At 46.6% G+C, this 22,717-nt stretch carries 23 protein-coding genes, 4 tRNA genes and 2 pseudogenes; 15 read left to right on the top strand and 14 right to left on the bottom strand.

All coding sequences use genetic code 11. The features are described 5' to 3' along the window. Positions 1-46: 46 nt before the first annotated feature. Together Pmgp_RS13945 and Pmgp_RS13940 are read right to left on the bottom strand one after the other, a co-directional pair. Positions 47-691: an adenylate kinase gene (locus tag Pmgp_RS13945; RefSeq protein WP_134214592.1), complete on the bottom strand. Its 645-nt coding sequence runs from the start codon at positions 689-691 to the stop codon at positions 47-49. A gap of 146 nt (positions 692-837) precedes the next feature. Next, positions 838-914 (bottom strand) — tRNA-Pro (locus Pmgp_RS13940). Positions 915-1,057: 143 nt separating this feature from the next. Here Pmgp_RS13940 and Pmgp_RS13935 point away from each other — a divergent pair. Next, a complete protein-coding gene (locus Pmgp_RS13935) occupies positions 1,058-1,597 on the top strand; it encodes an acyltransferase (protein ID WP_134214591.1) in 540 nt (179 codons plus the stop codon). Between the two features lie 258 nt (positions 1,598-1,855). On the opposite strand, the gene Pmgp_RS13930 is transcribed toward Pmgp_RS13935, so the two are convergent. After that, positions 1,856-3,889: a transglycosylase domain-containing protein gene (locus Pmgp_RS13930; RefSeq protein WP_134214590.1), complete on the bottom strand. Its 2,034-nt coding sequence runs from the start codon at positions 3,887-3,889 to the stop codon at positions 1,856-1,858. 140 nt (positions 3,890-4,029) lie between these two features. Between Pmgp_RS13930 and Pmgp_RS13925 the strand changes: the two genes are divergently transcribed. Continuing rightward, the gene (locus Pmgp_RS13925; protein ID WP_134214589.1) at positions 4,030-4,875 is read left to right on the top strand and encodes an Asp23/Gls24 family envelope stress response protein; all 846 of its coding nucleotides are present in this window, start codon (positions 4,030-4,032) and stop codon (positions 4,873-4,875) included. Between the two features lie 120 nt (positions 4,876-4,995). On the opposite strand, the gene Pmgp_RS13920 is transcribed toward Pmgp_RS13925, so the two are convergent. The 8 genes from Pmgp_RS13920 to Pmgp_RS13885 form a co-directional block, all read right to left on the bottom strand. Continuing rightward, the gene (locus Pmgp_RS13920; protein WP_134214588.1) at positions 4,996-5,685 is read right to left on the bottom strand and encodes a cell wall hydrolase; all 690 of its coding nucleotides are present in this window, start codon (positions 5,683-5,685) and stop codon (positions 4,996-4,998) included. Positions 5,686-6,052: 367 nt separating this feature from the next. Then, complete coding sequence (locus tag Pmgp_RS13915) at positions 6,053-6,787, bottom strand: ATP-binding protein (RefSeq protein ID WP_134214587.1); 735 nt, start codon at positions 6,785-6,787, stop codon at positions 6,053-6,055. A gap of 26 nt (positions 6,788-6,813) precedes the next feature. Then, complete coding sequence (locus Pmgp_RS13910; protein WP_134214586.1) at positions 6,814-7,653, bottom strand: DnaD domain-containing protein; 840 nt, start codon at positions 7,651-7,653, stop codon at positions 6,814-6,816. A 34-nt stretch (positions 7,654-7,687) separates the two neighbouring features. Further along, entirely contained in the window at positions 7,688-8,416 is a 729-nt protein-coding gene (locus tag Pmgp_RS13905) for an HAD hydrolase-like protein (RefSeq protein WP_134214585.1), read from the bottom strand. Between the two features lie 19 nt (positions 8,417-8,435). Then, positions 8,436-9,200 carry an ABC transporter permease gene (locus Pmgp_RS13900; protein WP_134214584.1) on the bottom strand — a complete coding sequence of 255 codons (765 nt, stop codon included), beginning with the start codon at positions 9,198-9,200 and terminating at the stop codon, positions 8,436-8,438. Positions 9,201-9,203: 3 nt separating this feature from the next. Next, positions 9,204-9,947, bottom strand: coding sequence for an ABC transporter ATP-binding protein (locus Pmgp_RS13895; protein ID WP_134214583.1), 744 nt, complete (start codon positions 9,945-9,947; stop codon positions 9,204-9,206). Between the two features lies 1 nt (position 9,948). Next, complete coding sequence (locus Pmgp_RS13890; RefSeq protein WP_243119858.1) at positions 9,949-10,896, bottom strand: ABC transporter substrate-binding protein; 948 nt, start codon at positions 10,894-10,896, stop codon at positions 9,949-9,951. Positions 10,897-11,005: 109 nt separating this feature from the next. Beyond that, positions 11,006-12,532, bottom strand: a complete 1,527-nt coding sequence (locus Pmgp_RS13885) for a phosphoenolpyruvate carboxykinase (ATP) (protein WP_134214582.1) — start codon at positions 12,530-12,532, stop codon at positions 11,006-11,008. Between the two features lie 443 nt (positions 12,533-12,975). On the opposite strand from Pmgp_RS13885, the gene gap reads away from it, so the two are divergent. The 4 genes from gap (at position 12,976) to Pmgp_RS13865 (ending at position 14,416) form a co-directional block, all read left to right on the top strand. Beyond that, positions 12,976-13,986, top strand: a complete 1,011-nt coding sequence (gene gap / locus Pmgp_RS13880) for a type I glyceraldehyde-3-phosphate dehydrogenase (RefSeq protein ID WP_134214581.1) — start codon at positions 12,976-12,978, stop codon at positions 13,984-13,986. A gap of 198 nt (positions 13,987-14,184) precedes the next feature. After that, positions 14,185-14,262: transfer RNA gene (locus Pmgp_RS13875), tRNA-Pro, on the top strand. Next, positions 14,263-14,338: transfer RNA gene (locus Pmgp_RS13870), tRNA-Glu, on the top strand. It abuts the tRNA gene before it with no gap. Positions 14,339-14,340: 2 nt separating this feature from the next. Beyond that, positions 14,341-14,416: transfer RNA gene (locus tag Pmgp_RS13865), tRNA-Lys, on the top strand. Between the two features lie 150 nt (positions 14,417-14,566). Here Pmgp_RS13865 and Pmgp_RS13860 read toward each other — a convergent pair. The 3 genes from Pmgp_RS13860 to Pmgp_RS19805 all read right to left on the bottom strand — a co-directional run bounded on the left by Pmgp_RS13860 (position 14,567) and on the right by Pmgp_RS19805 (position 16,199). Next, positions 14,567-14,779: a sulfurtransferase TusA family protein gene (locus Pmgp_RS13860; RefSeq protein ID WP_134214580.1), complete on the bottom strand. Its 213-nt coding sequence runs from the start codon at positions 14,777-14,779 to the stop codon at positions 14,567-14,569. After that, positions 14,760-15,848, bottom strand: coding sequence for a YedE family putative selenium transporter (gene yedE / locus Pmgp_RS13855; protein WP_205078037.1), 1,089 nt, complete (start codon positions 15,846-15,848; stop codon positions 14,760-14,762). The genes Pmgp_RS13860 and yedE overlap by 20 nt, the downstream gene beginning before the upstream one ends. Before the next feature lie 198 nt (positions 15,849-16,046). Next, a complete protein-coding gene (locus Pmgp_RS19805; RefSeq protein WP_192902936.1) occupies positions 16,047-16,199 on the bottom strand; it encodes a hypothetical protein in 153 nt (50 codons plus the stop codon). A gap of 406 nt (positions 16,200-16,605) precedes the next feature. On the opposite strand from Pmgp_RS19805, the gene Pmgp_RS13850 reads away from it, so the two are divergent. From Pmgp_RS13850 to Pmgp_RS13810, 9 genes and pseudogenes are all read left to right on the top strand, one after another. Next, entirely contained in the window at positions 16,606-16,920 is a 315-nt protein-coding gene (locus tag Pmgp_RS13850) for a hypothetical protein (protein WP_134214579.1), read from the top strand. A gap of 37 nt (positions 16,921-16,957) precedes the next feature. Then, on the top strand, positions 16,958-17,254 hold the full coding sequence (locus Pmgp_RS13845; protein WP_134214578.1) for a hypothetical protein: 297 nt from the start codon (positions 16,958-16,960) through the stop codon (positions 17,252-17,254). After that, positions 17,197-17,418: pseudogene (locus Pmgp_RS20925) on the top strand (hypothetical protein); the annotation flags it as partial. The gene Pmgp_RS13845 and the pseudogene Pmgp_RS20925, both read left to right, overlap by 58 nt. 37 nt (positions 17,419-17,455) lie before the next feature. After that, positions 17,456-18,766, top strand: a complete 1,311-nt coding sequence (locus Pmgp_RS13835; protein ID WP_192902935.1) for a recombinase family protein — start codon at positions 17,456-17,458, stop codon at positions 18,764-18,766. 96 nt (positions 18,767-18,862) lie between these two features. Next, a pseudogene (locus Pmgp_RS13830) lies at positions 18,863-19,046 on the top strand (type II toxin-antitoxin system HicA family toxin). 23 nt (positions 19,047-19,069) lie between these two features. Beyond that, positions 19,070-19,480 carry a type II toxin-antitoxin system HicB family antitoxin gene (locus Pmgp_RS13825; RefSeq protein WP_134214576.1) on the top strand — a complete coding sequence of 137 codons (411 nt, stop codon included), beginning with the start codon at positions 19,070-19,072 and terminating at the stop codon, positions 19,478-19,480. A gap of 175 nt (positions 19,481-19,655) precedes the next feature. Then, positions 19,656-19,952: an integrase core domain-containing protein gene (locus tag Pmgp_RS13820; protein ID WP_134214575.1), complete on the top strand. Its 297-nt coding sequence runs from the start codon at positions 19,656-19,658 to the stop codon at positions 19,950-19,952. A 391-nt stretch (positions 19,953-20,343) separates the two neighbouring features. Further along, positions 20,344-21,414 (top strand): histidinol-phosphate transaminase, encoded by a 1,071-nt coding sequence (gene hisC, locus Pmgp_RS13815; protein ID WP_134214574.1) that lies wholly within the window; start codon positions 20,344-20,346, stop codon positions 21,412-21,414. 202 nt (positions 21,415-21,616) lie between these two features. Further along, a partial coding sequence (locus tag Pmgp_RS13810) for a Druantia anti-phage system protein DruA (RefSeq protein ID WP_134214573.1) occupies positions 21,617-22,717 on the top strand: 1,101 nt, incomplete at its 3' end.

Genomic DNA, 22,717 nt, shown 5'->3' with positions numbered 1-22,717 from the left:
TTTCTTATACAGGAAAACATTAATTGATGTGGACAATATTTGGTGATTATTTACCCAAACTATTCATAATGTCATCCATCACCTTTTTAATTTCCTGGTCTCCATTAATATTCTTCAAAAGATTCTTCTTGGCGTAGTAATTTATAAGCGGCTGGGTACTGGCCTCATATACATACAGGCGGTTATTTACCGCGGTTTCGTTGTCATCACTGCGCTGATAGATTTCTCCGCCGCAGTTATCGCAAACTTCATCAACCCGGGGCTTTTTGAAAACCATATGGTAACTGGAACCGCAGGAACGGCAGACACGCCTTCCGGTAAGCCGCTCAATTATTTTCTCACGCGGCACTATTATATTGATAACGCCATCAAGCAGCCTTCCCATACCCTTAAGCTTTTCATCCAATGCTTCAGCCTGTACCACATTGCGTGGAAATCCGTCAAGCAGGAAACCATTGTCGCAGTCAGGCCGGGAAAGCCTTTCCTTTACCATTCCCACAACCACGGAATCGGGCACAAGCTCTCCCTTATCCATGTACTCCTTGGCTTTTCTGCCCATTTCCGTTCCTTCACTAATGGCGGTGCGGAACATATCACCGGTGGATATATGCGGGATCTGCAGTTTCTTAACCAGTTCTTCCGCCTGGGTTCCTTTGCCCGCGCCCGGAGGCCCCATGATTAAAAGATTCACAAGCTATCCCTCACAAAATTTTCTATTTTTTTAATACCCAAACAAGCTTATTATAACACGTAAACCGCAGCTCCGAAAGCAAAGCCGGCAGGAAAAAAATTAACCCGCATAACATACTACATGTTTTGCAGGTTTAATTTTATAACTGGTCGGGATGACACGACTTGAACGTGCGACCTCACGGTCCCGAACCGTGCGCTCTACCAAACTGAGCTACATCCCGTTTGTGGATCCTCTCCAATGACAAAAATAATTTTGTCATAGTCATCATTAAATGTCAAGTACAAAAAGTGTAATTCAAAATTGCAGGGTTTAATAGAAAAAGCTCGAAGAAAAAGAATATAAATTTTTTTGCCGGGTGTTATAATGATCAGGTGGATTTACTGCTTATCACGTTCTCTAAAATCCAGCTATTACACATTCCTGATGAAACGCCTGCTCAATTCGGTGGGACGAGACACCACATTCGAAGGATATGTTGACGTACCTCTGTCTAATAAGGTTATAATTGGTGATGAATGCTATATATCCGCCGGTGTTTCTTTTGTGGTAACCAAAAGCGGCAAATTGACTATCGGCAACAGAGTGTTCATCGGGAGAGGCAGCATCCTGGCCAGCGACCTGAGTGTTACAATTGGTGACAATACCATGCTGGCGGAATATGTCAGTGTTATAGACGCTGACCATGTGATCAAAAGAAACGGGATACCAATAAGGGACCAGGGGCTTAATCCCGCCCCGGTGCATATCGGCGGCGACGTGTGGGTCGGGCGGGGGTGCGCCCTGCTTAAAGGGGTTACCATCGGCGATGGCGCTGTAATAGGCGCCAACAGCGTTGTAACCGGCGACATCCCCCCTTTTTCTGTAGCTTATGGTTCACCCGCCAAGGTGCAAAAATACCGCTAAAACGTAAAACATAATGAGCTGGAGCTTACAAGCAAATTAATGTAAAGGGGGAAGAATTCTGTCCAGTACAGTATCTAATATAATTCTTATTCTATATCTTATTATTTCAATCAGTGCCACCATCTGGGTTTTTTTCAACACCCGCAAACTCGGCAGGCCCCTTTCCGAATCGCTGGCCTGGGCGCTTTTCATGACTCCGCCTTTATTCCCGCTGGCCATAGTAACATACCTGTACTTCCGCAGAAAGAATTTTTTCGATTAGTGTACGCCCTTCCTTTTTGGCATCAGGCGCTTCAGATCCGGCAGTATTCTGTCTCTGTCAAAGAAGTATTTCCTCTGTCCGGGCAGCCTCTGAGCCGGCACCTCGCTTTTATCTATAATAATGCCTGAGCCCGCCCCGGAACATAACTGGGTCGGCTCAGTTCCCTGCACAAACGCCGCTTCGACTGCCTTTGTGTTTAAACCACCCGCCAGCAGCCCGTCATCCAGGCAAATTTTCGTCCTGACCACGCCCGCCGGGACCGGGTAGTCCCTGGGCGGCACATCTTTTAGTGCCTCTTTAATAAACGAGGCCCAGGCCGGCGCGGCTATCTGAGAACCGGTACGGCCGGTGCTTTTGTTCTTATCGTCAAAACCTATATATACGGCTGCCGCAAGATCAGGAGTGTACCCGACGAACCAGGCGTCCTTATAGTTCTCAGTAGTCCCTGTCTTGCCCGCTGCAGGTCTTTGGATCATACCGGCTATATTTGACGCTGTCCCGCCTTGTTTTATAACGCCTGACAACATATCAGTCATGATATATGCTGTCTTTTCATCTACAGCCTGTTCCAGTTCAGGGCGCTGTGCATCAAGGACCCTCCCGTAATTGTCTGTCACCTTGGTTATAAAATAGGGTTTTGACTTTATTCCGCTGTTGGCCAGGCAGCCATATGCACTGGCCAATTCCAGCGGTGTAACCTCAGACGTGCCGAGCGGGAGTGAAAGGACTGGCTTTATTTCCGAATCGATGCCCATCCGCCTGGCATAAGCCGCAGCCAGTGACGGGCCTACCCTTTCATTCAACCTGACCGCAACCACGTTATCTGAAGTGTAAAGCGCCTCCTTTAAAGTAAACTGCCGGTTGTGATAGCCGCCCTGAAAATCCTTTGGCTGGTACACCTCTCCTCCTGTCAGAGGGTAGCTTACCGGTTCGCAGCTTAACATAGACGCCGGCGTATACCCGTGCTCAATGGCCGCGGTGTATACAAAGGCCTTGAAAGTTGAGCCGGGCTGCACCCTGGCTAAAGCACGGTTGAACTGTGACGCATTGTAGTCTTTTCCGCCAACCATAGCCCTGACCTGTCCTGTTTTTGGTTCTATGGCCACCAACGCCCCGTTAAGCTGGGGATCGCTGCCGGCTAAACTCTCTTTAAGAACTTTTTCTGCCGCGTCTTGCATATTAATGTCTAATGTGGTATATATTGTTAGTCCACCTGAATATAATAGTTCTAGTCCATCCGGGTAGTTTTGTTTAAAGTAGTTGATAATTTCACCTGTAAAATAAGGCGCTTTCTTAAATGTTACACTCGTTTTCGCCGGCTGAAGGTACTCGTTTTTAGCCTTTGCCGCTTGTTCCTCCTGGAGCATGCCCAACTCAACCATCCTGTCCAGTACCGCGGCCTGCCTGGACTTGGCTGCCTTGAAATCCGTTGAAGGGTTGTAAACACTTGGTGCTCTGGGGACCCCCGCCAGCATTGCGCTTTCAGCCAGGTCAAGGTCACGGGCGCTTTTGTTGAAATAGGTTTTGGCGGCAGCTTCAATACCGTAGGCCCCCTGACCAAAGTAAATCTGGTTTAAATACATGCTCAGTATTTCATTTTTTGTATATTTTCTCTCCAGTTGAATTGTTATAGCCAGTTCTTCAAGTTTTCTCCCGAGGGTGCGGCGGGGATCGAGATACAAGTTTTTGGCCAGCTGCTGGGTAATAGTGCTGCCTCCTTCCACAACAGCGCCGGCTTTGATGTTATGGTAGACCGCCCTGCCTATTCCTATGGGATCAATCCCGTGGTGTGAGTAAAACCTGGCATCTTCAATGGCTATTATTGCCTTCTGCAAATATGGGGAAACACTCTCCAGCGGCACTGGTATGCGGTTTTCCTCACTGATGACGGTGATCAGATCACCATTGACATCCAATATTTTTGATGACACGGGTATTTCAAGATTCAGCTGTGGATTTGCAGAACACCCTGTGCATAAAACTGCCAGGGAAAGAAACAGTATTGTCAGAACTTTTTTGGGATGGCTCATTTAACGCCTCTCCGCGTATGGTTTAAGTAATTATTGGTATTATTATCTCCTCTATTTCGGTCCCTATGCCGCTTGACTATTCGGGCGCCCGTGAATATGTTATGATAAAGAATAGCCACACAAAAAAGTAGGTGTCTTTTTTGGAAACATTTGCTCTGGTTGGACCCAGCGGCACCGGCAAAAGCCACCGCGCCACCAACATTGCCCACCAGCTTGAGGCTCAAGTGATCATAGATGACGGTTTGCTGATCCAGGGCAACCGCATCCTGGCGGGAACTTCCGCCAAACGCCAGCCTACCAGGATTGGCGCAATTAAATCTGCTCTTTTTATGGACGAAAAGCAGGTTCAGGAAATTAAAGAAGCGCTTGTAAACCTGGATCCCCACAGGGTTTTAATTTTAGGAACTTCAGAGGAAATGGCCCGCAAGATCACGGCCAGGCTGGGCCTGCCTGCTCTGACAAAAGTACTCAACATTGAAGATGTGGCCAGTGAAAAGGAAATCCGGAAGGCCCGCTTTCTCCGGTCTCAGTTCAGCAAACACGTGATACCGGCTCCTACTCTTGAAGTAAAAAGGAGTTTTCCGGGTACACTGGTCGACCCGCTGCAGGTTTTTTTACGCAAGAAAGGTGTCGCGGGCAAAAAAGACTGGCTTGAACAGTCAGTGGTCCGCCCGACATTTACTTATCACGGCAAGCTGTCGATTTCCAACAGCGCCCTTGGCGCCATCGCCGGTCACGCCGCCGCGCTGGTAAAGGGGGTTAGCCACTCCGGAAAAATTAATGTCACCGTTGAACAGGAAGGCATTGTGATTATTGACATAGCACCCACACTCACCTTCGGCTATCCTCTGCATGTAGTAGCCGCAGAAATTCAGTACAAAGTAAAACAGGCTGTCGAGGAGATGACTGGCCTCCAGGTCAAGATGGTCAACGTACAGGTTAAAGGATTGAGTTTCGCAGAAGAAACAATCGAGGCGACCGTCTAGGCCGCCTTCAGTTTGTAGCCAGAGTCGTCCATGGTGTTATAATCTCCTGTCTGATATAGAGTGAGACAAGAGAACCATCCCCTTGTCTCACGTCTCATATCCCATTTCCCACGTCCATTTTTACAGGCTGGTGGCAAATACGTGGTTTCCTATCCTTGTAACCACCGGCAAGGATTTTATCCACTGGTCCCTGCTTATTTCCGGGTTATAGAAAAACAGGGCGCCTTTGGTCGGGTCTTTGCCGGACAGTGCCTGCAGGGCAGCTTCAATTGCTATTTCATCAGGTTCAAGGTTTATCGAACCGTCGCCTACCGGTGAAAACTGGTAGACACGGTTGTTTTTCTGAAAAACAACCTCAGTAATTGTTTTTGGAAAATGAGGGTTGGCCAGCCTGTTTAAGATTACGGCACCGACCGCCACCTGCCCCTCAAAACTTTCACCCCTTGCTTCAGCATGGATTAGCCTGGCCAGCAGCATTAACTCCTCCCTGGGGATATTCCCGCGGGACATACTTCCTTCTGCAGAGTTTTTTTCAGGCAGCGCCAGTGTTGCTCCCGGGAAAATCAGGCTGTTAGCCAGTTTGTTTACTCTCATAAGCTCATCCAGCGCGACTTGGTACTCGCTGGCGATACCGGACAGGGTGTCCCCTTCCCTGACAGTATAGTTAATAACTTTTGAATCGGAGCTTATAAGCTGAGTATCTAAGCCCTGGGAGCACGATCCAACCGGCGCGCAGGCACTTGCATACACTAGAGAAATAATAGTAAACGCAGCCAGTTTAAAGATCAACTTTAGAACATATTTACTCATTTTATCCTCCTTTCCCGATTCAAGATGGTATTTTGTACAGCTAAAACGTTTAGTATGCATACATTTATAACCATCGCATATAATTATTCTCATTTTAAGAAAAAAAATACCACTTTAGTTAAAGTGGCCAGACTGTCGATAAATATAGATAACACTAAGTCCGTGGTATTAAAACAAGCTGCTCCATTGCGGAGCGTCGTCAGTAAACTTAGCATAGCTGAGGTTGCGAAATTGGATGAGCGGACACATTCTGTTTCAGGTATTCCTTAGTTGATGAGGTATGTCCCCAGGGTCTCAAGCTAGTTAGGCACTAATGCGTCTTGTTCGATTGAAATCGAACCTACATTTAATTAATTTTTATTGCCGCTCAGCGGGAGTCCTTTTCTTTCCTGCGGACCGCCCTGATATCGATATCGACCATGAGCCTGTATGGGCTGCACATCTCGAGCAGGCGGGATGTTGTCCTTTCTCCCAGGTATTCTTTAATATCATCCAGCTTTATATTGGTTGTAACAATAACAGGCAGGCGCTGATTCAACCTATAGTTGATAATCGAGTAGATTTTGTTCCTTGTCCACTCGGTATAATTGTGGGCGCCCAAATCGTCAAGGATGAGCAGGGGAACCTGCCTGGCCCGCTCCAGCAGGTCCGACTCGGTAATCTCTCCGGCTCCCCTGCCGTAATCGTAAGTGGCTTTTAGCTGGTCAAGCAGGTCCGGCACCACTGTAAATAACAGTGTTTTTTCCTTTTTCAGCAAGGCATTGGCGATACAGCAGGCCAGAAAAGTTTTGCCGCTGCCTACTTTGCCTGAAAACAACAGCCCGTCTGTCCTGTCGTCCTGCAAAAATCTGTCTATAAAATCCCTGGCCGCCTTATGGGCGTGTTTGGCCAGCTCAAAGCAGGACAGCCCCGTTTCAGGATCAAAAAAATCCCTGGCATAATACTTGAAAACAAAGTTATCCAGGGTGCAGTTGGAAAAATTTCGGGGAATACACGATACCTTAAGCAGGTTGTTAATAAAATTCTGTTTCACACACCCGCAGGGATAGGCCACGTCATCTTTTACCACAATGCCGCGATCCCCGCAAATACTGCAGGTCAAAACAACTACCTGCCTTTCAGCTGATTTTAACCCTTTATGTACAGTGACCTGATAAACGCTTTTTCTTTGGAGTCATTTTTATTTGCCTTTGTGCCGGCGTTTGCAGTTTCGTTGACTTTACGAAGGCTGCGCGCGCGCCGTTTCTGGAAGTCCTGATCATATTCCGAGACTTCCTCCAGAGTTTTCAGGTTATTCTTCTTCCATTCAAGCAGGATACTGTTGATATACTTGAAGTTGTGCTTACCGCCCAAAACCGCCCTCCTCAGGGCTTCCACCACAAGCGCAGCACTGGATTCGCCGGCCCACTTTTCAATCTGTTCAACTTCGATGGGAGACAGCGGCCTGCCGAACTCTTTTTCAAAAGTTATGATTAGCTCAGATATGCTGTCACTGTATTTAAAACTTTTGATTCCGTCAGCTAAACCGGCAGCCTTGATATTCTTCTCGGAGTCTTCAATCTCTTTGGCCCGGATAGCGGCCCAGACATCTGAGACTTTTAAAAACAGCGGCTCAAAGTCATAGCCGTCAAAAACCACATTGTTTTCATTGTCGTAATACTCGCTGACAGCAATTATTTCTTTTCCCTGCAGTTCTTCAAGTGTATTCTGCACAAGAGCCGCTTCGGCGTCCATGTACTGCGCAATTATTTCCGGCGCCGGGTAATAATTCCTTTCTTCTACTCTGAGCCTGATCAAATGGATTAAAACCATTGCCTGAAAATCAGAAATACCTATCCGCCTGTATACTTTCAGCAAAATGTTCGGGACAGAAGTAAAACCTTCGAGCACCAAATCTGACCCGAAGGTGGCTGTAATATTAACTTTTTGGTCGCATTTCACAATCTTGCCGTTCCTGAACGTTGTCACTTAATAAAACTCCCCTGTGCGGCTTACTATTATTTTATGGCAGAGCAGGAAGTTTGTCCACTAGTTGATCACCCTGCTCCAACACACCCAAAATGTCCTTGACGCTCTCAACGCTGACGTGCCCGCCAAGCGGCGCTTCATCCTCGTAGTCCCAGGTATGTGGATGATGGATATAAATACTTTTGAAGCCAGCCCTGAGGGCTGGATTTATATCTGATTTCATGCTGTTGCCAACCACCCAGGAAACGGGTGGTGAAATTTTTTGTTCAAAAGCAATCCTGCGATAGGCATTTTCATTCTTTTCGGCCAGGACATATATTTTGCTGAACCAGCACGACAGCCCGCTTTGCTTGATACGGTCCATCTGCAGTTCCGGATCTCCCCTGGTGGTAAGATAGAGCGGGAACCTGCCGGAGAGTTTTTCCAGTACATCTGCCGCGTTTTCAACCGGCTCAACCGGCTGGCTGAAAACCTGCCAGCCAAGTTCTTCAATCTCTTTTTTGAGAGTCAGGCTGATTTTTTTTCCGTGCGCCTGGCAGTAGTATTCGTATGTTTCTCCCAGTGCGCGCGGAAAGCATTCTTTTAAAAAGCCTCCCGCCTGCTTTACATTCCTGATATCAAAACTGTTGAGTGTGGCCAGGGCTTCCGCGGCCGGAAAGCCCAGAGAAGACATGATCTGCGCAAAACGTTGTTTGGCCTGGTTGAAATATACTGTTGTTTCCACCAGGGTATCGTCAAAATCAAACAGCAAACCACAGCGCAAAGGACCGTCCTCCCTTCTCTCACAGGAATTCCCACGGGCAGATTTTTTTCTCCAGCCAGTCTAAAAACAGGTACAGCACGAAGCCCATAATACCCATCGCAATAATTCCTGCGAACATTACGTTCCATTCCAGCCTGGCCCAGGCTTCCATTACATAGTAGCCTATACCCCCGTATCCGCCCAGGTTGGCGACTGTCTCAGAGAAAAACAGTACAGCAATAGCTGTGCCCAGGCTGATGCGCAGCGCGGTAAGTATTTTAGGCAGACAGGAAGGAAAGATCACATGCCTGTATATTTGCATTTCACCGGCTCCCAGTGAAAGAACCGAGTCGACCATGCTTTTGTTGACCTGGCGTGCCGCATCCCTGGCTGTAACAAGAATCTGAAAGAATACTATGATCCAGATTAAAAATATTTTGGAGAGGTTGCCCAAACCCATTAATGTAACCACCAGGGGCAGAAAAATAATTTTTGGCACAGGGTAGGTTAAATATATGAGCGGCGCGGCTATGCGGTCGTATTTCTCAACCCTTCCCAGGACCATCCCCAGTAGTACCGCCGGTATCAGGGCAGTAACCAGGCTGATTACAACCCTGCCGGTGCTGACCAGGAGATGAGGACCAAGTTTTCTGCCAAGTTCTTGCCCGAAGGTCAGGAAGGAAAGATAAGGGCCGGGAAGATAAGACTTATTCAGCCACATGGATGCTGCTTCCCAGAGCACCAGGAGAATCAACACCGCAATAGAGTAATCTGATAATGTTTTTTTAAACTTGCTCAGCGGCATTATTTATACTCCCTTCTCAATTACCTCGCGCACTCTGGAACAACGCTGGTAGAATAGCTGTTGATTGCGGTAACCTTGTTCCCCCATCTCTTTATTCTCGATAACGTGCAGGATCCTGCCCGGGCTGCCGGAGAAGATCAATATCCTCTGCCCCAGAAATACAGCCTCTTCAATATTATGGGTTACCAGCACCATGGACGCCCGCCTTTTCTGCCAGAACTCAAGCAGAGTGTTCTGGAGACCCTCCCTTGTTAACGCGTCGAGAGAAGAGAATGGTTCATCCATGAGAAACAAGTCCGGCTTTAAAGTAAGTGAGCGGGCAATAGCAACCCGCTGGCGCTGCCCGCCGCTCAGTTGCGCCGGGTAGTTATCCCTGAACTCCCAGATACCAAGTTCCTGCATAGCCTCTTCCACAAGGGCACGTTTTTCTTCACTGGGAACACCCCTAATTTCCAGGCCCAGGGAAGTATTCTCCTGCGCCGTTTTCCAGGGCAAAAGGCCGTAATCCTGAAGAATTAAGGCAGTCTCTCTTCTTTTGGGGCGCACCGTTTCACCGTTAATCAGCACCTGCCCGCCGCTGTGTTCCAATAATCCCGCGAGCACGTATAAAAGCGTGCTTTTACCGCAGCCGGAAGGCCCGATAATAGCGCAGGTGTGTCCCTCTTCAAGTGTGAAACTCACTCCCTGCAGGGCCAGAAAGGAAATTTTGTTTTTGTAGGTTACTTCAAGATCCTCTATTTTTAACATTTTATTTGGCAGGTATAAGGTCCGACCTGGTCAGCTCCCCATAGCTGAATTGTTTCTTGATAAGATTCTTCTCAAACATCCATTCCACAACTTTATCCACCTGTTCTTTGGTAGGCATTTGAGGTACAGGGTAATGATCCATTGTGAATACGGTTAACGCTTCCCTCGGTACTCCGGCTTTTTCCACCAGCAAGTCAACGTAGGCCGACGGGTTTTCATTGATCTCCCTGGCGGCCCTGGCGTAGGCTTTGAGGCACTTGGTAATGGACTGGCTGTTGCTGTCGATATACCCTGTGCGGAAATATATTACCGTTTGGGACAGGTTTGTTGCTGTGTCGTCAATAACCAGCCTGGCCCCTTTGCTTTCGGCCATAGCCGCCATGGGATCAGGCAGGCAGGCGGCTTTAATCTTGTCTTCCAGCAGGAGATTGAAACGCACCGGAATTTTTGGTATGGCTTCCTTTATAATTTCTCCCTGCTGCAGGCCTTGCCCCAGCAGCAGGTTGTCAGTCATGTATTCAATAATAGAGTTGGTTGAGATAGCCACCGGCACGTTCTTCAACTGCTCCGGCCTGGCAATGCCGGAGCCCGGCGAGGACAAAATGGCGAACCTGCCCTCCTTGCCGGTTTCCCCAAGACTTATTGATACTATCTTGGCCGGGGCGCCGCTGTTGTAAAGGGCGGCCACCGCCAAAATATCACCCACGGCTCCGTCAATTTCACCTGCACCTATAGCGCTGTCCCTTTCAACCGCGCTTTCAAACCTGATCAGCTCGACATTAACGCCTTCAGCCTTAAAATATCCTTTCTCCGCCGCAACATAGAACGGCAGCGCATCAGATATGGGCAACAGGCCTATTTTCATTTTTTCCTCTTTTTTAGCATTACAGCCGGTTAGAAGGATTAATATCAGAGCCAGTACAAAAAATAAACATTTTTTGTTTCCCACTTAAATCCCCTCCTTTTCAACAAATTAATTCAACTTGCAACGCTCCTGTTCCTGCCGCGTCCAAAAAAAACAGCCCTGTTCACCCAGAACAGGGCTTTGGTAAAATGCTCTACTTGATAGCCTGGATAATCTCTTCTTTCAGGCCTTCGTATTTAGCCAGCCATTGCAGCCTTTCCCGGCGCAGCTTAGCCACACGTTCCTGGTAATCTGCCGCGCTGAAATAGCTAACTGGATTATATTCGGAAATATCAATTTCAGGCACTTCTACCGGCACCTCGTAGCCCCAGTCCGGATCACGGGTCCATTTAATTGTTCCCTTGGCCAGGTGTTTCATAATCGTGGTGGATATTTTTATGGAAATCTTTTTCCCCGGCTTATTCCCCTCAATGCCGACACTGCCGGTGTTTAACAGGTAGCACTCCATATCCGGGTTGTCCCTCAGCACTTCCAGCAGTTTGTTTCCTTCGTAATACTCTCTGCCTATAATAAAAGGATTGGTGCCGACCTCCCGCTTCGACTCGCCGGCGTGGGTCGGGTCTCCCGCTGATGTCTCAATAGATTCACCCAGCATAAAGTAGGCGGCGGCCTGCTCGGCGCTTAATTTTGCCACAGCCGGGATAATATCGTCCCTTCTGGTAATAAAGATGATCCTGTTGGCTTTATCCAGGTCTACCCTGTCATCTGTTTTTGCTACTTCACTGCGCAGGATTACACACCTGCCGTTTGAAGTGAGCTCATTATTATCAAAAAGCACTGTGCCGTCATCAGTTACTTTAACGTTTTCAAGAATGGCGTTACGAGAAGTGGCAGCATCATAAAGGACTTTTTGTGATTGGTCCAGTCCCTCGGTTTTAATATAGAAACCGTTTTCAGTACCGTAGCAGTATCCTTTGTTGTCCATCATGACCATGTCATCCTGCCTGATGATAACCTTTTCCTCACCCTGCAGGCCGTGGTCGTGAATGGTTAGAGTTGATTTGCCCGTACCGCTGAGGCCGAACATGATAAAGCCTACATCCTTAAGCTCGCCTTGCGCCGTGCGTACCCGCAAAACCTTGCTGCCGGCATGGAAACCTATCCCGCAGCGTTTTTTCCACATATAGAGGGCCATTCTCAAGAAAGATTTTTTAACCTCACCGAAATAGTCTGTCCCGAGTATATAGGTAATGCCCGCTTCCGGGTGGACAAAAATAAGCCGCTCCGGCCATTCGGGAACATAGATGCTGGTTAGATCAGGCTCTTCTTTATATTCTGCCGGATCAAACAGCATATTGTACCACATAAAGGGGATGCGGGCATATTCTTTGGTTATGTACAATCTGCAGTTATATCTGAAGTTGGGGTGATTGCCAAGCTGTCGTTCCAGGCTGATCACTTCTTTACTTTTTAAGTATTCATGTACTTTTGCGGCAACTTCCTTTTCCTTGGCAAGGGGTATGCCGTTTTGGTCTACGCCAAGATAATCCCCGGCCAGGATGAAGGTGTTCTTGGCGCTTCTGTTTCTCACCTTGGAAATAAAACTGGCGCTGCCGTACTGTGTGGTTTTTTCTTCAGGGCGGGCCCATTCCCTAAGCTGTTGTATTGACGGGTTAGTCATCAAGCTTGCAGCTTGGACTGGTTGTATAAACGGATGCAATTTGAATTGTCCCCCTCTATAATAAAATGTTCAGCATTATGGATTCAGTATACAACATATTTAATAATTTACAATACCGTTCAACCTCCAAAATAATCTTTTCACTAGCTAATTTTGCCCATTCCGGGTGACCAAGCCCAGACAGTATGTCAAAAAGGTGATTTTTGCAGTAATTAAAAAATCTTTTTTCATTTATAAGCTATACTGTTCAGTAACTTTGGGGAAAAACCGAAAAGCAAAGTAATACAATGCATTATATTATTTCTGATGCGCTCAAAGGAATGGGGACACATCTCTATTTGTAGTCTGTCTCTGAGGACGAGCTATGTCCCCAAATTAATCCGGCCGGCAATGATCTTAATGAGTATATACCAATTGCTGTGGGCAGGCTATGATTAAACCTTTTCTAGATAAACCAACTTTTATTAGGAGGTCTGGCCAAAATGGCATTAAAGGTGGGAATCAACGGTTTCGGCCGGATTGGACGCAACGTTTTCCGGGCAGCTATGCAGCGGGAGGATTTGGAGGTCGTCGCCGTGAACGACCTTACCAACGCCTGTACCCTGGCCCATTTGCTCAAATATGACTCAGTGCACGGTATACTGCAGGCGGATATTTATGCTAATGAGGAAAGAGAACTAAAAGTAAATGGCAGGTACATCAAGGCTTTCGCCATACCTGACCCTGCAGCGATTCCCTGGGGAGAATTTGGGGTCGAGGTAGTGATAGAGTCCAGCGGGCGCTTCACAGACCGTGCCGGCGCCGCCAAGCACCTGACCGGCGGCGCCCGCAAAGTGATTATAAGCGCGCCGGCCAAAAACGAGGATATTACAATTGTCATGGGTGTTAATGAAGACAAGTATGACCCGGCGGCGCACCAGATCATTTCCAACGCGTCCTGTACCACCAACGGGCTGGCGCCGGTCGTGAAAGTGCTGCACAGTGAGTTTGGTATTGTGCGCGGCCTAATGACAACCGTCCACTCCTATACCAACGACCAGCAGATATTGGACCTGCCACATAAGGACCTTAGGCGGGCGCGGGCCGCAGCCATGTCGATCATACCGACGACGACGGGGGCAGCCAAGGCTGTAGCCCTGGTTATCCCAGAATTGAAAGGCAAACTTAACGGTCTTTCCATGCGGGTACCCACTCCCAATGTCTCCGTGGTGGACCTTGTTGCGGAACTGGCCAAGCCTGTCCACGCGGAAGACATAAACGCCGCGCTCAAGACAGCGGCATCCGGCTATCTGAAAGGGATACTCGAGTATTGTGAGCTGCCCCTGGTCTCAAAGGACTTTAACGGCAACCCGCATTCCTCCATTGTCGACAGTCTTTCCACCATGGTTGTTGAAGGCAGTATGGCCAAAGTAGTGGCCTGGTACGACAACGAATGGGGTTACTCCAACAGGATTGTGGACCTGATCGCTTATATAGGCAAATGTGGTTTCTAAACTTACTGTCCGAAAAAATATTAAAAATATTTAGTATACTATTTTTCCATCCTGCACATAATAGGAATACTCCGCTTTGGTGAGTTCTATCTCTCCCCGTCCAGCGCAAGCTGGACTTTTTTTTGGCTTTCTTAATAGTCATAAATTTAATCTTGACGGGCTTTCCAGCTTAAGTTATAATTTTATCTGCATGATTTACGGGATGTAGCGCAGTTTGGCTAGCGCGCTTGCCTTGGGAGCAAGAGGCCGGGGGTTCAAATCCCTCCATCCCGACCAGGCCCCATGGTCAAGCGGTCTAAGACACCGCCCTTTCACGGCGGTAACCCGGGTTCGAATCCCGGTGGGGTCACCATTGGGCCATTAGCTCAATTGGTAGAGCAGGCGACTCTTAATCGTCAGGTTCCGGGTTCGAGTCCCTGATGGCCCACCAGAGTTAAAAAAGGCAAGGCTTCCGGCAGTGAGGTTCTTGCCTTTATTGTTTTAGCCAGGATTATTTACTGCCGTTAAAAAATAAGCTGGAAAATCCAGCTCTCAAGTCTTCGAATATATTTTCCAGGTTGCAATCACTCCTCATGTGAAGCTATGCTTTCTTTAAGGTTAATAAAAACTCATCGCCGCTGGGCTCCACTGTTATCTCCCACTTTTTGCTTTTAGCCAGCCTGGTTATATTATCTCTGGCAGCGACCGTATCAACAATAACCTGAAAGGCGCCCCGGCCCAGCTGTTCTATTTCTCTTTTAGCAATTAAAACCGGCTCGGGACATAAAAGCCCCCTAGCATCCCTTACTTCCACCTGCGGACACCCCCTGCCTTACCGGTATTCCTTTAGTGTTTAAAAACGCTATCAAAAGAATTATGGCAAAGCCAATAATTACAGCGATCTGACCATTAACGGCAACGCCCTTCGTACTTGCGGCCAAACCAAAGTTATGGGCAAATGCCGCCCCGGCAATAAGTCCCAGAACTGTTAAAGCCGAATCAGTGTTTCCCTCGGAAGCAGAAACCAACTGCCTTAGAGGACACCCTCCCAGTAGGACTGAGCCAAAACCGCCCAGGGCCATGCCCAGGAAGTTCCATACGCCATCGTTATGCGCAATCGGCTGGTTGACAAAGCCCAGGTTAAAGCTGCCCAACACCAGGTTGCCAATTAAAGCTACTACTAAAAGGGTAAGGAAGCCGTAAAGAAGGTAAAATTCTCCAAACAGAATAGAATCGCGTATTCCGCCGACAAAGCAAAAACGGGTGCGCTGCGCCAATATACCCATAATTAGACCCGCAACCAGTGCTGCGATAATGGGTGCGTGCATGGAACCTGGACCTTGCTCGCTGAAGAATATATAAGCCGGCCTGGCTAAAAGAAGAACTAGCATAGCTACAAAAAGCAGTGGAAAAATATAACCGTTGGTTCTGTTCTGCGGTATGGCCCTGCCGAGTGAAAATCCTTTGCGCAAAAAGGCAACTCCTAATAAAACTCCCGCCACAAGTCCAACCAATGCAACTATCGCGTTAAGGTCTCCCCCCGCGATCCTCAAAACCATACGCAGCGGGCAGCCAAGAAAAACCATCATGCCGATCATTACAAAAAATGCCAGAATGAATCTGGTGAATGAATTGGAACCTCCCAGAGATCTATACTCCCTTGTAAATAAAGAAGTTGCAAAAGCTCCCAGCACCAGCCCAATAATTTCCGGGCGGATGTACTGCAAGGTATTTACCCGGTGCAGACCCAGACCACCGGTAATATCGCGCAAAAAACAAGCGATGCAAAATCCCATGTTTGGCGGGTTGCCCAGTTTAACCAGCGCCAGTGCCATCACTGCGATAACCGCACCGGCAACAGCAATAAAAACGTTTTTTTTCAAACAAAAATCTCCTTTCTACGATTGTTTGACTATAAAAAAATTCACCCCCTTATCACAGGGTGAAAGTTCGACATTCATAAATAAATACCCTTCATGGTTATGATATAATATTTTTATAACCCAGGCGTTACCAATAAAGATTTTTTTACAAAAACATTTTCAACGACATATTTTCAAACACATCAACAAAAGAAATCTTCAGACACTAGGCCTGTTAATGCCTGTAACCTTCCCTTTCTTCTTTTTGGCAGAAACCCGGCCTGTGTCCCAAACTTCCTGGTAGCCTGTTTTATTTGTTTCAGGTTGAGCACATGATTTTAAATCCTCTTTATTCTTGATCTCCTTTTTCATTTTCAACAATTCCTCTTTCATTTTTAAATATTTATTCCCCGGTCGGTGTTGAATCATTTCTGTTTCCTTTTTCCATCCCCCTGATTATTGACAGGTGTGTTTCATTGTGCTATATTAATCTATGCGGTTTGGAGGTCAAAACCAAATATTTGCGGCAGTGGCGGAATTGGCAGACGCGCAAGATTCAGGTTCACTAAGTTCAATTCCTCCAAAATACAAATTAAAATAGCCAGTAATATCAAGGCTTGTAGGGTTTCAATGATAAGATTGAAATCTTACAAGCCTTTTTGTTGTAAATAAGATTTATCAACTTGAGGGTTATTTATAAAAATAAGAATTCAGTAAAATCAATAGTTACAAGAACTGTCACATTACATATTATACTCATAGAAGGAGGTGGTGTCAATTGAAACAGAATATACCAGATAGCTTTGTATCGTACATAAAATTCTATATGGGTAAAACCGGCATATCCACAAGAGAACTGAGTAAACGGGTAAACAAATCAGCAAACTATATAAGTTCTATTCTTCTAGGTAAAATTCAAACAATCGAATTTAAAACTGCTTTAGCAATCGTAGAAACACTAAATCCTCAAATTAATGCAGTAGAATTATTGATCGACAATTTCAATATTGAACCTGAAGAATTAATCCAAAAACGCTGGAAGGAGATGGAAGAATCACAAAAAAAAACTAGCAGACATTCAATATGTAGATGAAATAGCTGAAAATATAGGTAAAAATCTTATCGATGATATGTTAATAAATGGCACACCAGAAAAAGCGGAGATACTAAAGAAATTAAGTAATTATGATTTTCACAATAATATTTTTTACCTGCTTGAAATAATGTTCCATTTACAAGAAAAACATGCAGATAAATACAACCTGCTCTTTCTTATAGCTGATGAACTTGCAGAACTTACTGAATACAAGTGGGGAGAAATATATACAACGAATGAAGCAGAAAAACAATTAAAAATTAAAATAAACAAATTTTTAAGGGAGGAATTTATAAATGGAACAACAACTCCAAAGAAAGAAAAAATTTAGCCCTCAGACACAAAGTAATAAGGCTCCCCAAAAGCAATATAAAATATATTCCTCCCTCTAAAAGAAAACCCAAGGTAACAATTTATGTAAGGGTATCTACTCACCACCAAATAGACCGTGAATCCCTGCCGTTCCAACGCCAGGAGCTTGAAAATTACTGCCAGTATGCTTTAAACATAACAGAATATGAGATTTTTGAGGATGCCGGCTATTCGGCTAAGAGACCGTCCCAAGTACCAAGAAATGATGTCGCGTGTACGCCAGGAACGGGTATATGGTATCATGCTGTCCAGAGCGGAAAAAGCCCTCTGGAATGGCGCGCCGGTAGCCCTTGGGTTTGATTGGGATCAGGAAAATAAAACTGTTGCGGTTAACTCAGATGAAGCGGAATTGGTCCAGCAAATCTACGATATATATGAAGAATTACTGTCAGCCCAAGCTGTAGCGCAATGGCTGCAGGAAAACTTCAAGAGTACTAAACGAGGCGGGGCATGGGGATCCAAAGGTGTTATCGATATACTTCGCAACCCTATATATATCGGTGTTTACAGGTGGAATTACCGTCAATCAGGACGCGGCAACCTAAAACCGGAGGATGAAGTTATTACTGTGGAAAACGCTTTGCCAGCTATAATATCAAGGGAGCAATGGGAACGTGTACAAAAACTATTAGATGCAAATTACAAGGGCAGCCGTGACCTGAAGCGGCACGCAAAACACATACATATACTATCAGGAATAATCCGTTGCGGGTACTGTGGCAAGACATACTTAGCTTCCAGGCAATCCAAGCCCCACAAAAAAATTTACCACCCTTCTTATTACCGGTGCGGTACATATGTCCGGAATATGCAGTGCCGTAATAAGTCGCTAAGCGGTCTTTACCTGGAGCCGTTCATACTTGAATATTTATGTGCGTATGTTAAAGCTGCCCGATCTGCCGGCTCCGGGAAAGATATTCAAAAACAATTGCTTGTATCATTCAACCGGCCCGAAATAGAATATATTGACTTGCCTTATTCGGATCCCGGTTTGATCAGTATTTTAGGCGGAATGAACGAAATCGCCGCAACACAGCCGACTGAAATCGCTGATGATAAATTAAAATCCCTTAAAAAGCAAAAGCAAAAGATCGAAACTGCGCTCTTCCGTTTAGACGATGCTTATTATTTTCCCGAAGGTAATACCGGTATAACAAAAGCAGAATACCTTGTGAAGAAATCCGAATTCCAACAACGCCTGGCCAAAGTAGACAGTGACATCTCCGTGCTACCTGCAGATAGCACGCGTAAAACGTCTATGGACCTGGATGTTGTCTCCCGCTTTCTTTTGCTGCATAACCTTTATAACGCTGGCAATATACGCGACACTCTTCCGGCCCTGGACAAGCAAGTTGTCCAGGACTTCCTGCAGGACGTTATTAACTATGTAGAGGTAGTCGAAGGCAAAGTAACGAAGATAGCCTTTAATTCTCCGCATGGGGAAGCAATACACAAGTTCGTATATAAGTAATTTATATTTGAATCTGAAGAAGTAAATGTTTTTTACACTCCCCGTTGACACGTATTATCATACGCGTTATAATGCTGTCAAGGGGAGGGTACCGTAATGAAAAGCTACTCATCTAGAGAAATCATAAGAACCATAACAAGAGATGGGTGGTATCACGTTGAAACGGTTGGTGACCACCACCACTTTAAGCACCCATCTAAAAGTAACCCACCCAATGAAAGATATCCCTATAAAAACTGTTAAAAGTATATTTAAGCAGGCAGGAATTAACCTAGAGTAATTCCTGCGGGAAAGGAGATAAAAATGCTTCAAGACAGGTATATATATCCGGCAATCTTTGATTATGCTGATGATGGCATATCTATTGAGTTTCCCGACCTGCCGGGCTGCCTTCCCTGTGCTCATACTACGGAAGAAGCTGTTAAAAACGCAAAAGAAGCGCTTGGCTTGCATCTCTACAGTATGGAAAAAGATAAAGATTATATCCCCGAGCCAACACATATAGAAAAGATAAAATTGGAACCTAACCAAGTTATTGTCCTGGTTGAAGTATGGATGCCTTTAATCAGGGATGCAATCGAGAACAGGGCAGTCAAAAAAACCCTTACTATCCCCAAGTGGCTTAATGACCTGGCTGAAGAAAAACAAATTAATTTTTCACACACCCTGCAGGAAGCTTTAAGAGAAAGACTTGGTGTAAATGCCTACAAATAAAGAAATGAATATAAAATATGAGTGTTTAAAAAGAGCCTTTTGACGGCTCTTTTTGCATGGAAAAATAAATAACCCAGTATCCATATAGGTGCGCCGGAACCAATGACCACTTTGAATAGATGGGTTAAGAAAGCCTTATTTTTACTGGGTTTATAATACTATCTAGCATTTACCATTGGACAGCCATGCGTTTGAGGAGGCTTGTGAGAAATTCAGCGTTGAGCATGAGCGGATTCCCCCGAAAACACCGAATAAAAATGCTCACATTGAGTCTTTCCACGCCTTGTTGGAAGCGGAATGCTTAAGCCGGCACGAATTCGTATCCTACCAGGAAGCCTATAAGTTAGTTGACGAATACATCCGGTTTTATAATGAACGGCGTATCCACGGCAGTCTGTATGATTTTGCGCCTTGTGAGTTCCGGCAGCGGCTGGCTGCGGGCCAACTTAAGCCCTTCATTGTAAAGGTTTAGCGTTCGTTATAATCCTTTTAAGATACCGGATGCCGGAGCCCGAGCTTGTTCCCCCCCTTATTTGGGAGTTCGGCCTGCCACCTGGCTAAGACCTGGCCGGCAACCGCACAGCGGCCCGGCCTTGACCGCCGTGGTAAAATGTGTTGGAGGGGACTGGCGATACAATTAATGATACCGTCTACCATCACCTTCGCCCGTGTCCCCTGTATTCAACTATTCCACGGCGAGTCAAGGCTTGCCGGACAGGTCGTGGCAACAGGTTAAAGTGGAGGAATTTACTGTGGTCAAAAATATCTTTAATTCTATGTAAACAAGAGAATAAGGGAGTAGACTCTAAAATTAGGGGTTTGAACCGCTATTCTATCGTTAACACTTTTGGGAGGTTATTCTGATGAGCAGGTTTTGGAGTGACATCAACAGAGTTATAAGCCCGTATATACCAGGGGAACAACCAAAGAATGAAAAATACATAAAGCTGAATACCAATGAAAACCCTTATCCTCCTTCCCCGCAGGTGGTAAAAGCTATCGAGAAGGTTCTCAACGACAGCCTGAGGCTGTACCCGGACCCGACCTGTGAAGATCTCCGGTTGGCCATAGCAGAATATTACGATCTAAAAAAAGAACAGGTACATGTCGGCAACGGATCGGACGAATTACTAGCATTCTCTTTTCTGGCCTTTTTCAATCCCAACGGCCTGCCCATACTAATGCCTGACATTACCTACAGTTTTTATAAGGTTTACACTTCCCTCTTTAAAATTAACTGCGAGAAGATACCTCTAGAGGACGATTTCTCAATCCGCCCGGAACTGTTTTATAAAAAGAACGGCGGCGTGGTAATTGCCAACCCCAACGCGCCTACCGGCATGTTCTTGCCGCTTGAAGACATCACTGGCATCCTGGAGCATAATCCTGACCAGGTGGTAATCGTCGACGAGGCTTATATAGACTTCGGCGGCATTTCCGCGGTAAAGCTAATCGGGGACTACCCCAACCTCCTGGTTATCAAAACTCTCTCCAAGTCGCGCTCTTTGGCCGGGCTGCGGGTGGGATACGCCCTGGGCCAAAAAGAATTAATCGAAGGGATCGACCGCATCAAAAATTCCATAAACTCCTACACCCTTGACCGGTTAGCCCTGGCGGGAGCGAACGCGGCAATCAAAGATGACGCTTATTTTCAAGAGGTCAGGCGGAGAATAATCATGACCCGGGAAAGGGTGTCCAATACAATGGGGGAAATAGGCTTTAAGGTCCTTCCTTCCAAGGCAAATTTCATCTTTGTCACACACCCGCTCATCCCTGCTGGTGAGCTGTTCCAAAAGTTAAGAGAAAACGGCGTGCTTGTCCGTTACTTTAAAGAGCCAAGAATCGATAACTTTCTAAGGGTATCTATCGGATCCGATCAAGAAATGGATTCATTTATTAGTATTTTAAAAAGCATTCTTCACCAAATGTTGTAATAATCCCGCTAAAGAGTTTGAGTTTAGTTTATTTGTAATACTAATACGCCCCCAAATACAAAAAACCGGACTTTTGATCCGGTTTTTTTCTAGTTGAAAAAGGTTTATGCCAGGGTTACGGCAAAGTCAGAAACTATCCAAAAGCCGCCTAATTTTCAGGATGGGTATGATCAAATCTCTCCCGTTGATGTAAAATAATCTTATGGACAGAAACGGAGCAGAGCCAGACAATATCATCAACCGGGGCACTAACCTCAAAGACCTGATCGTACGGCCCATCACTCCCGGAGAGGAGAATGACTGGAACACCCTGATGGCCAAGCACCACTACTTGGGCTTTCACTGCCTGTCAGGCAGGAGCCTAAAATACGTGGCCCTGCTCGATGGCCGGTGGGTGGCGCTGATCGGCTGGGGCGCCGCAGCCTTGAAATGCAGCCCCCGGGACCGGTGGATCAACTGGTCGGAGGAGCGGAAGTACGAACGGCTGCAGTACATTACCAACAATCAGCGTTTTCTCATCCTACCGGGTGTCTCCATCAAGAACCTGGCATCAAGGGCGCTGGCGCTGAATATCAAGCGGCTGTCCGCCGACTGGGAAACCGTCTATGGACACCCGATCCTCATGGTGGAAACATTCGTGGATCACAGCCGCTTTAAAGGTGCCTGCTACCGGGCTGCCGGCTGGGTTCCCTTGGGTATGACCACCGGTTATGGTCGTACAGGCGGCATTTATTACTACCACGGACAGACAAAAACCGTCCTGGTCAAACCGCTGCTCAAAAAGGCTGCCACAATTCTATCCGCCCCGTTTCTTCCTCCAGAACTAACGGGAGGGGAACGGGCGATGGTCGATCTGAACACGGTTTCCATTGAGAGCAAGGGTGGTTTGCTGGATTACCTGGCATTGCTGAAAGACTCCCGAAAAAAGCGTGGTATCCGGCACTCCCAGATTTCCATCCTGGCGGTGGCCATCTGTGCCCTCCTTTCCGGAGCGAAGTGTTTTATCGCCATCGGTGAATGGGCGGCCAGTCTGAACCAGGAAATGCTCAAACGCCTGGGATGCCGGTACAACGAGAGACTGGAAAAATTCGTCCCTCCCAGCGAAAAGACCCTGCGCCTGACGCTTAAAAGGGTGGATGGCGATGAAGTTGATGACATCATCGGCCAGTGGCTGCGGTCCCAATCACAGGACCGGGCGGTGGCTGTTGACGGCAAGACGCTGCGTGGCTCCTCCGGAACGGATGGTAAACCGGTTCACCTGGTGTCGGCCTTCCTGCAGCATGAGAAAATAGTCATCGGCCAG

Source organism: Pelotomaculum propionicicum, assembly GCF_004369225.1.
Lineage (GTDB): Bacteria > Bacillota > Desulfotomaculia > Desulfotomaculales > Pelotomaculaceae > Pelotomaculum_B > Pelotomaculum_B propionicicum.
Note: the sequence above shows the minus strand (reverse complement) of the source record. Positions and strands in the feature narration are given on the sequence as shown.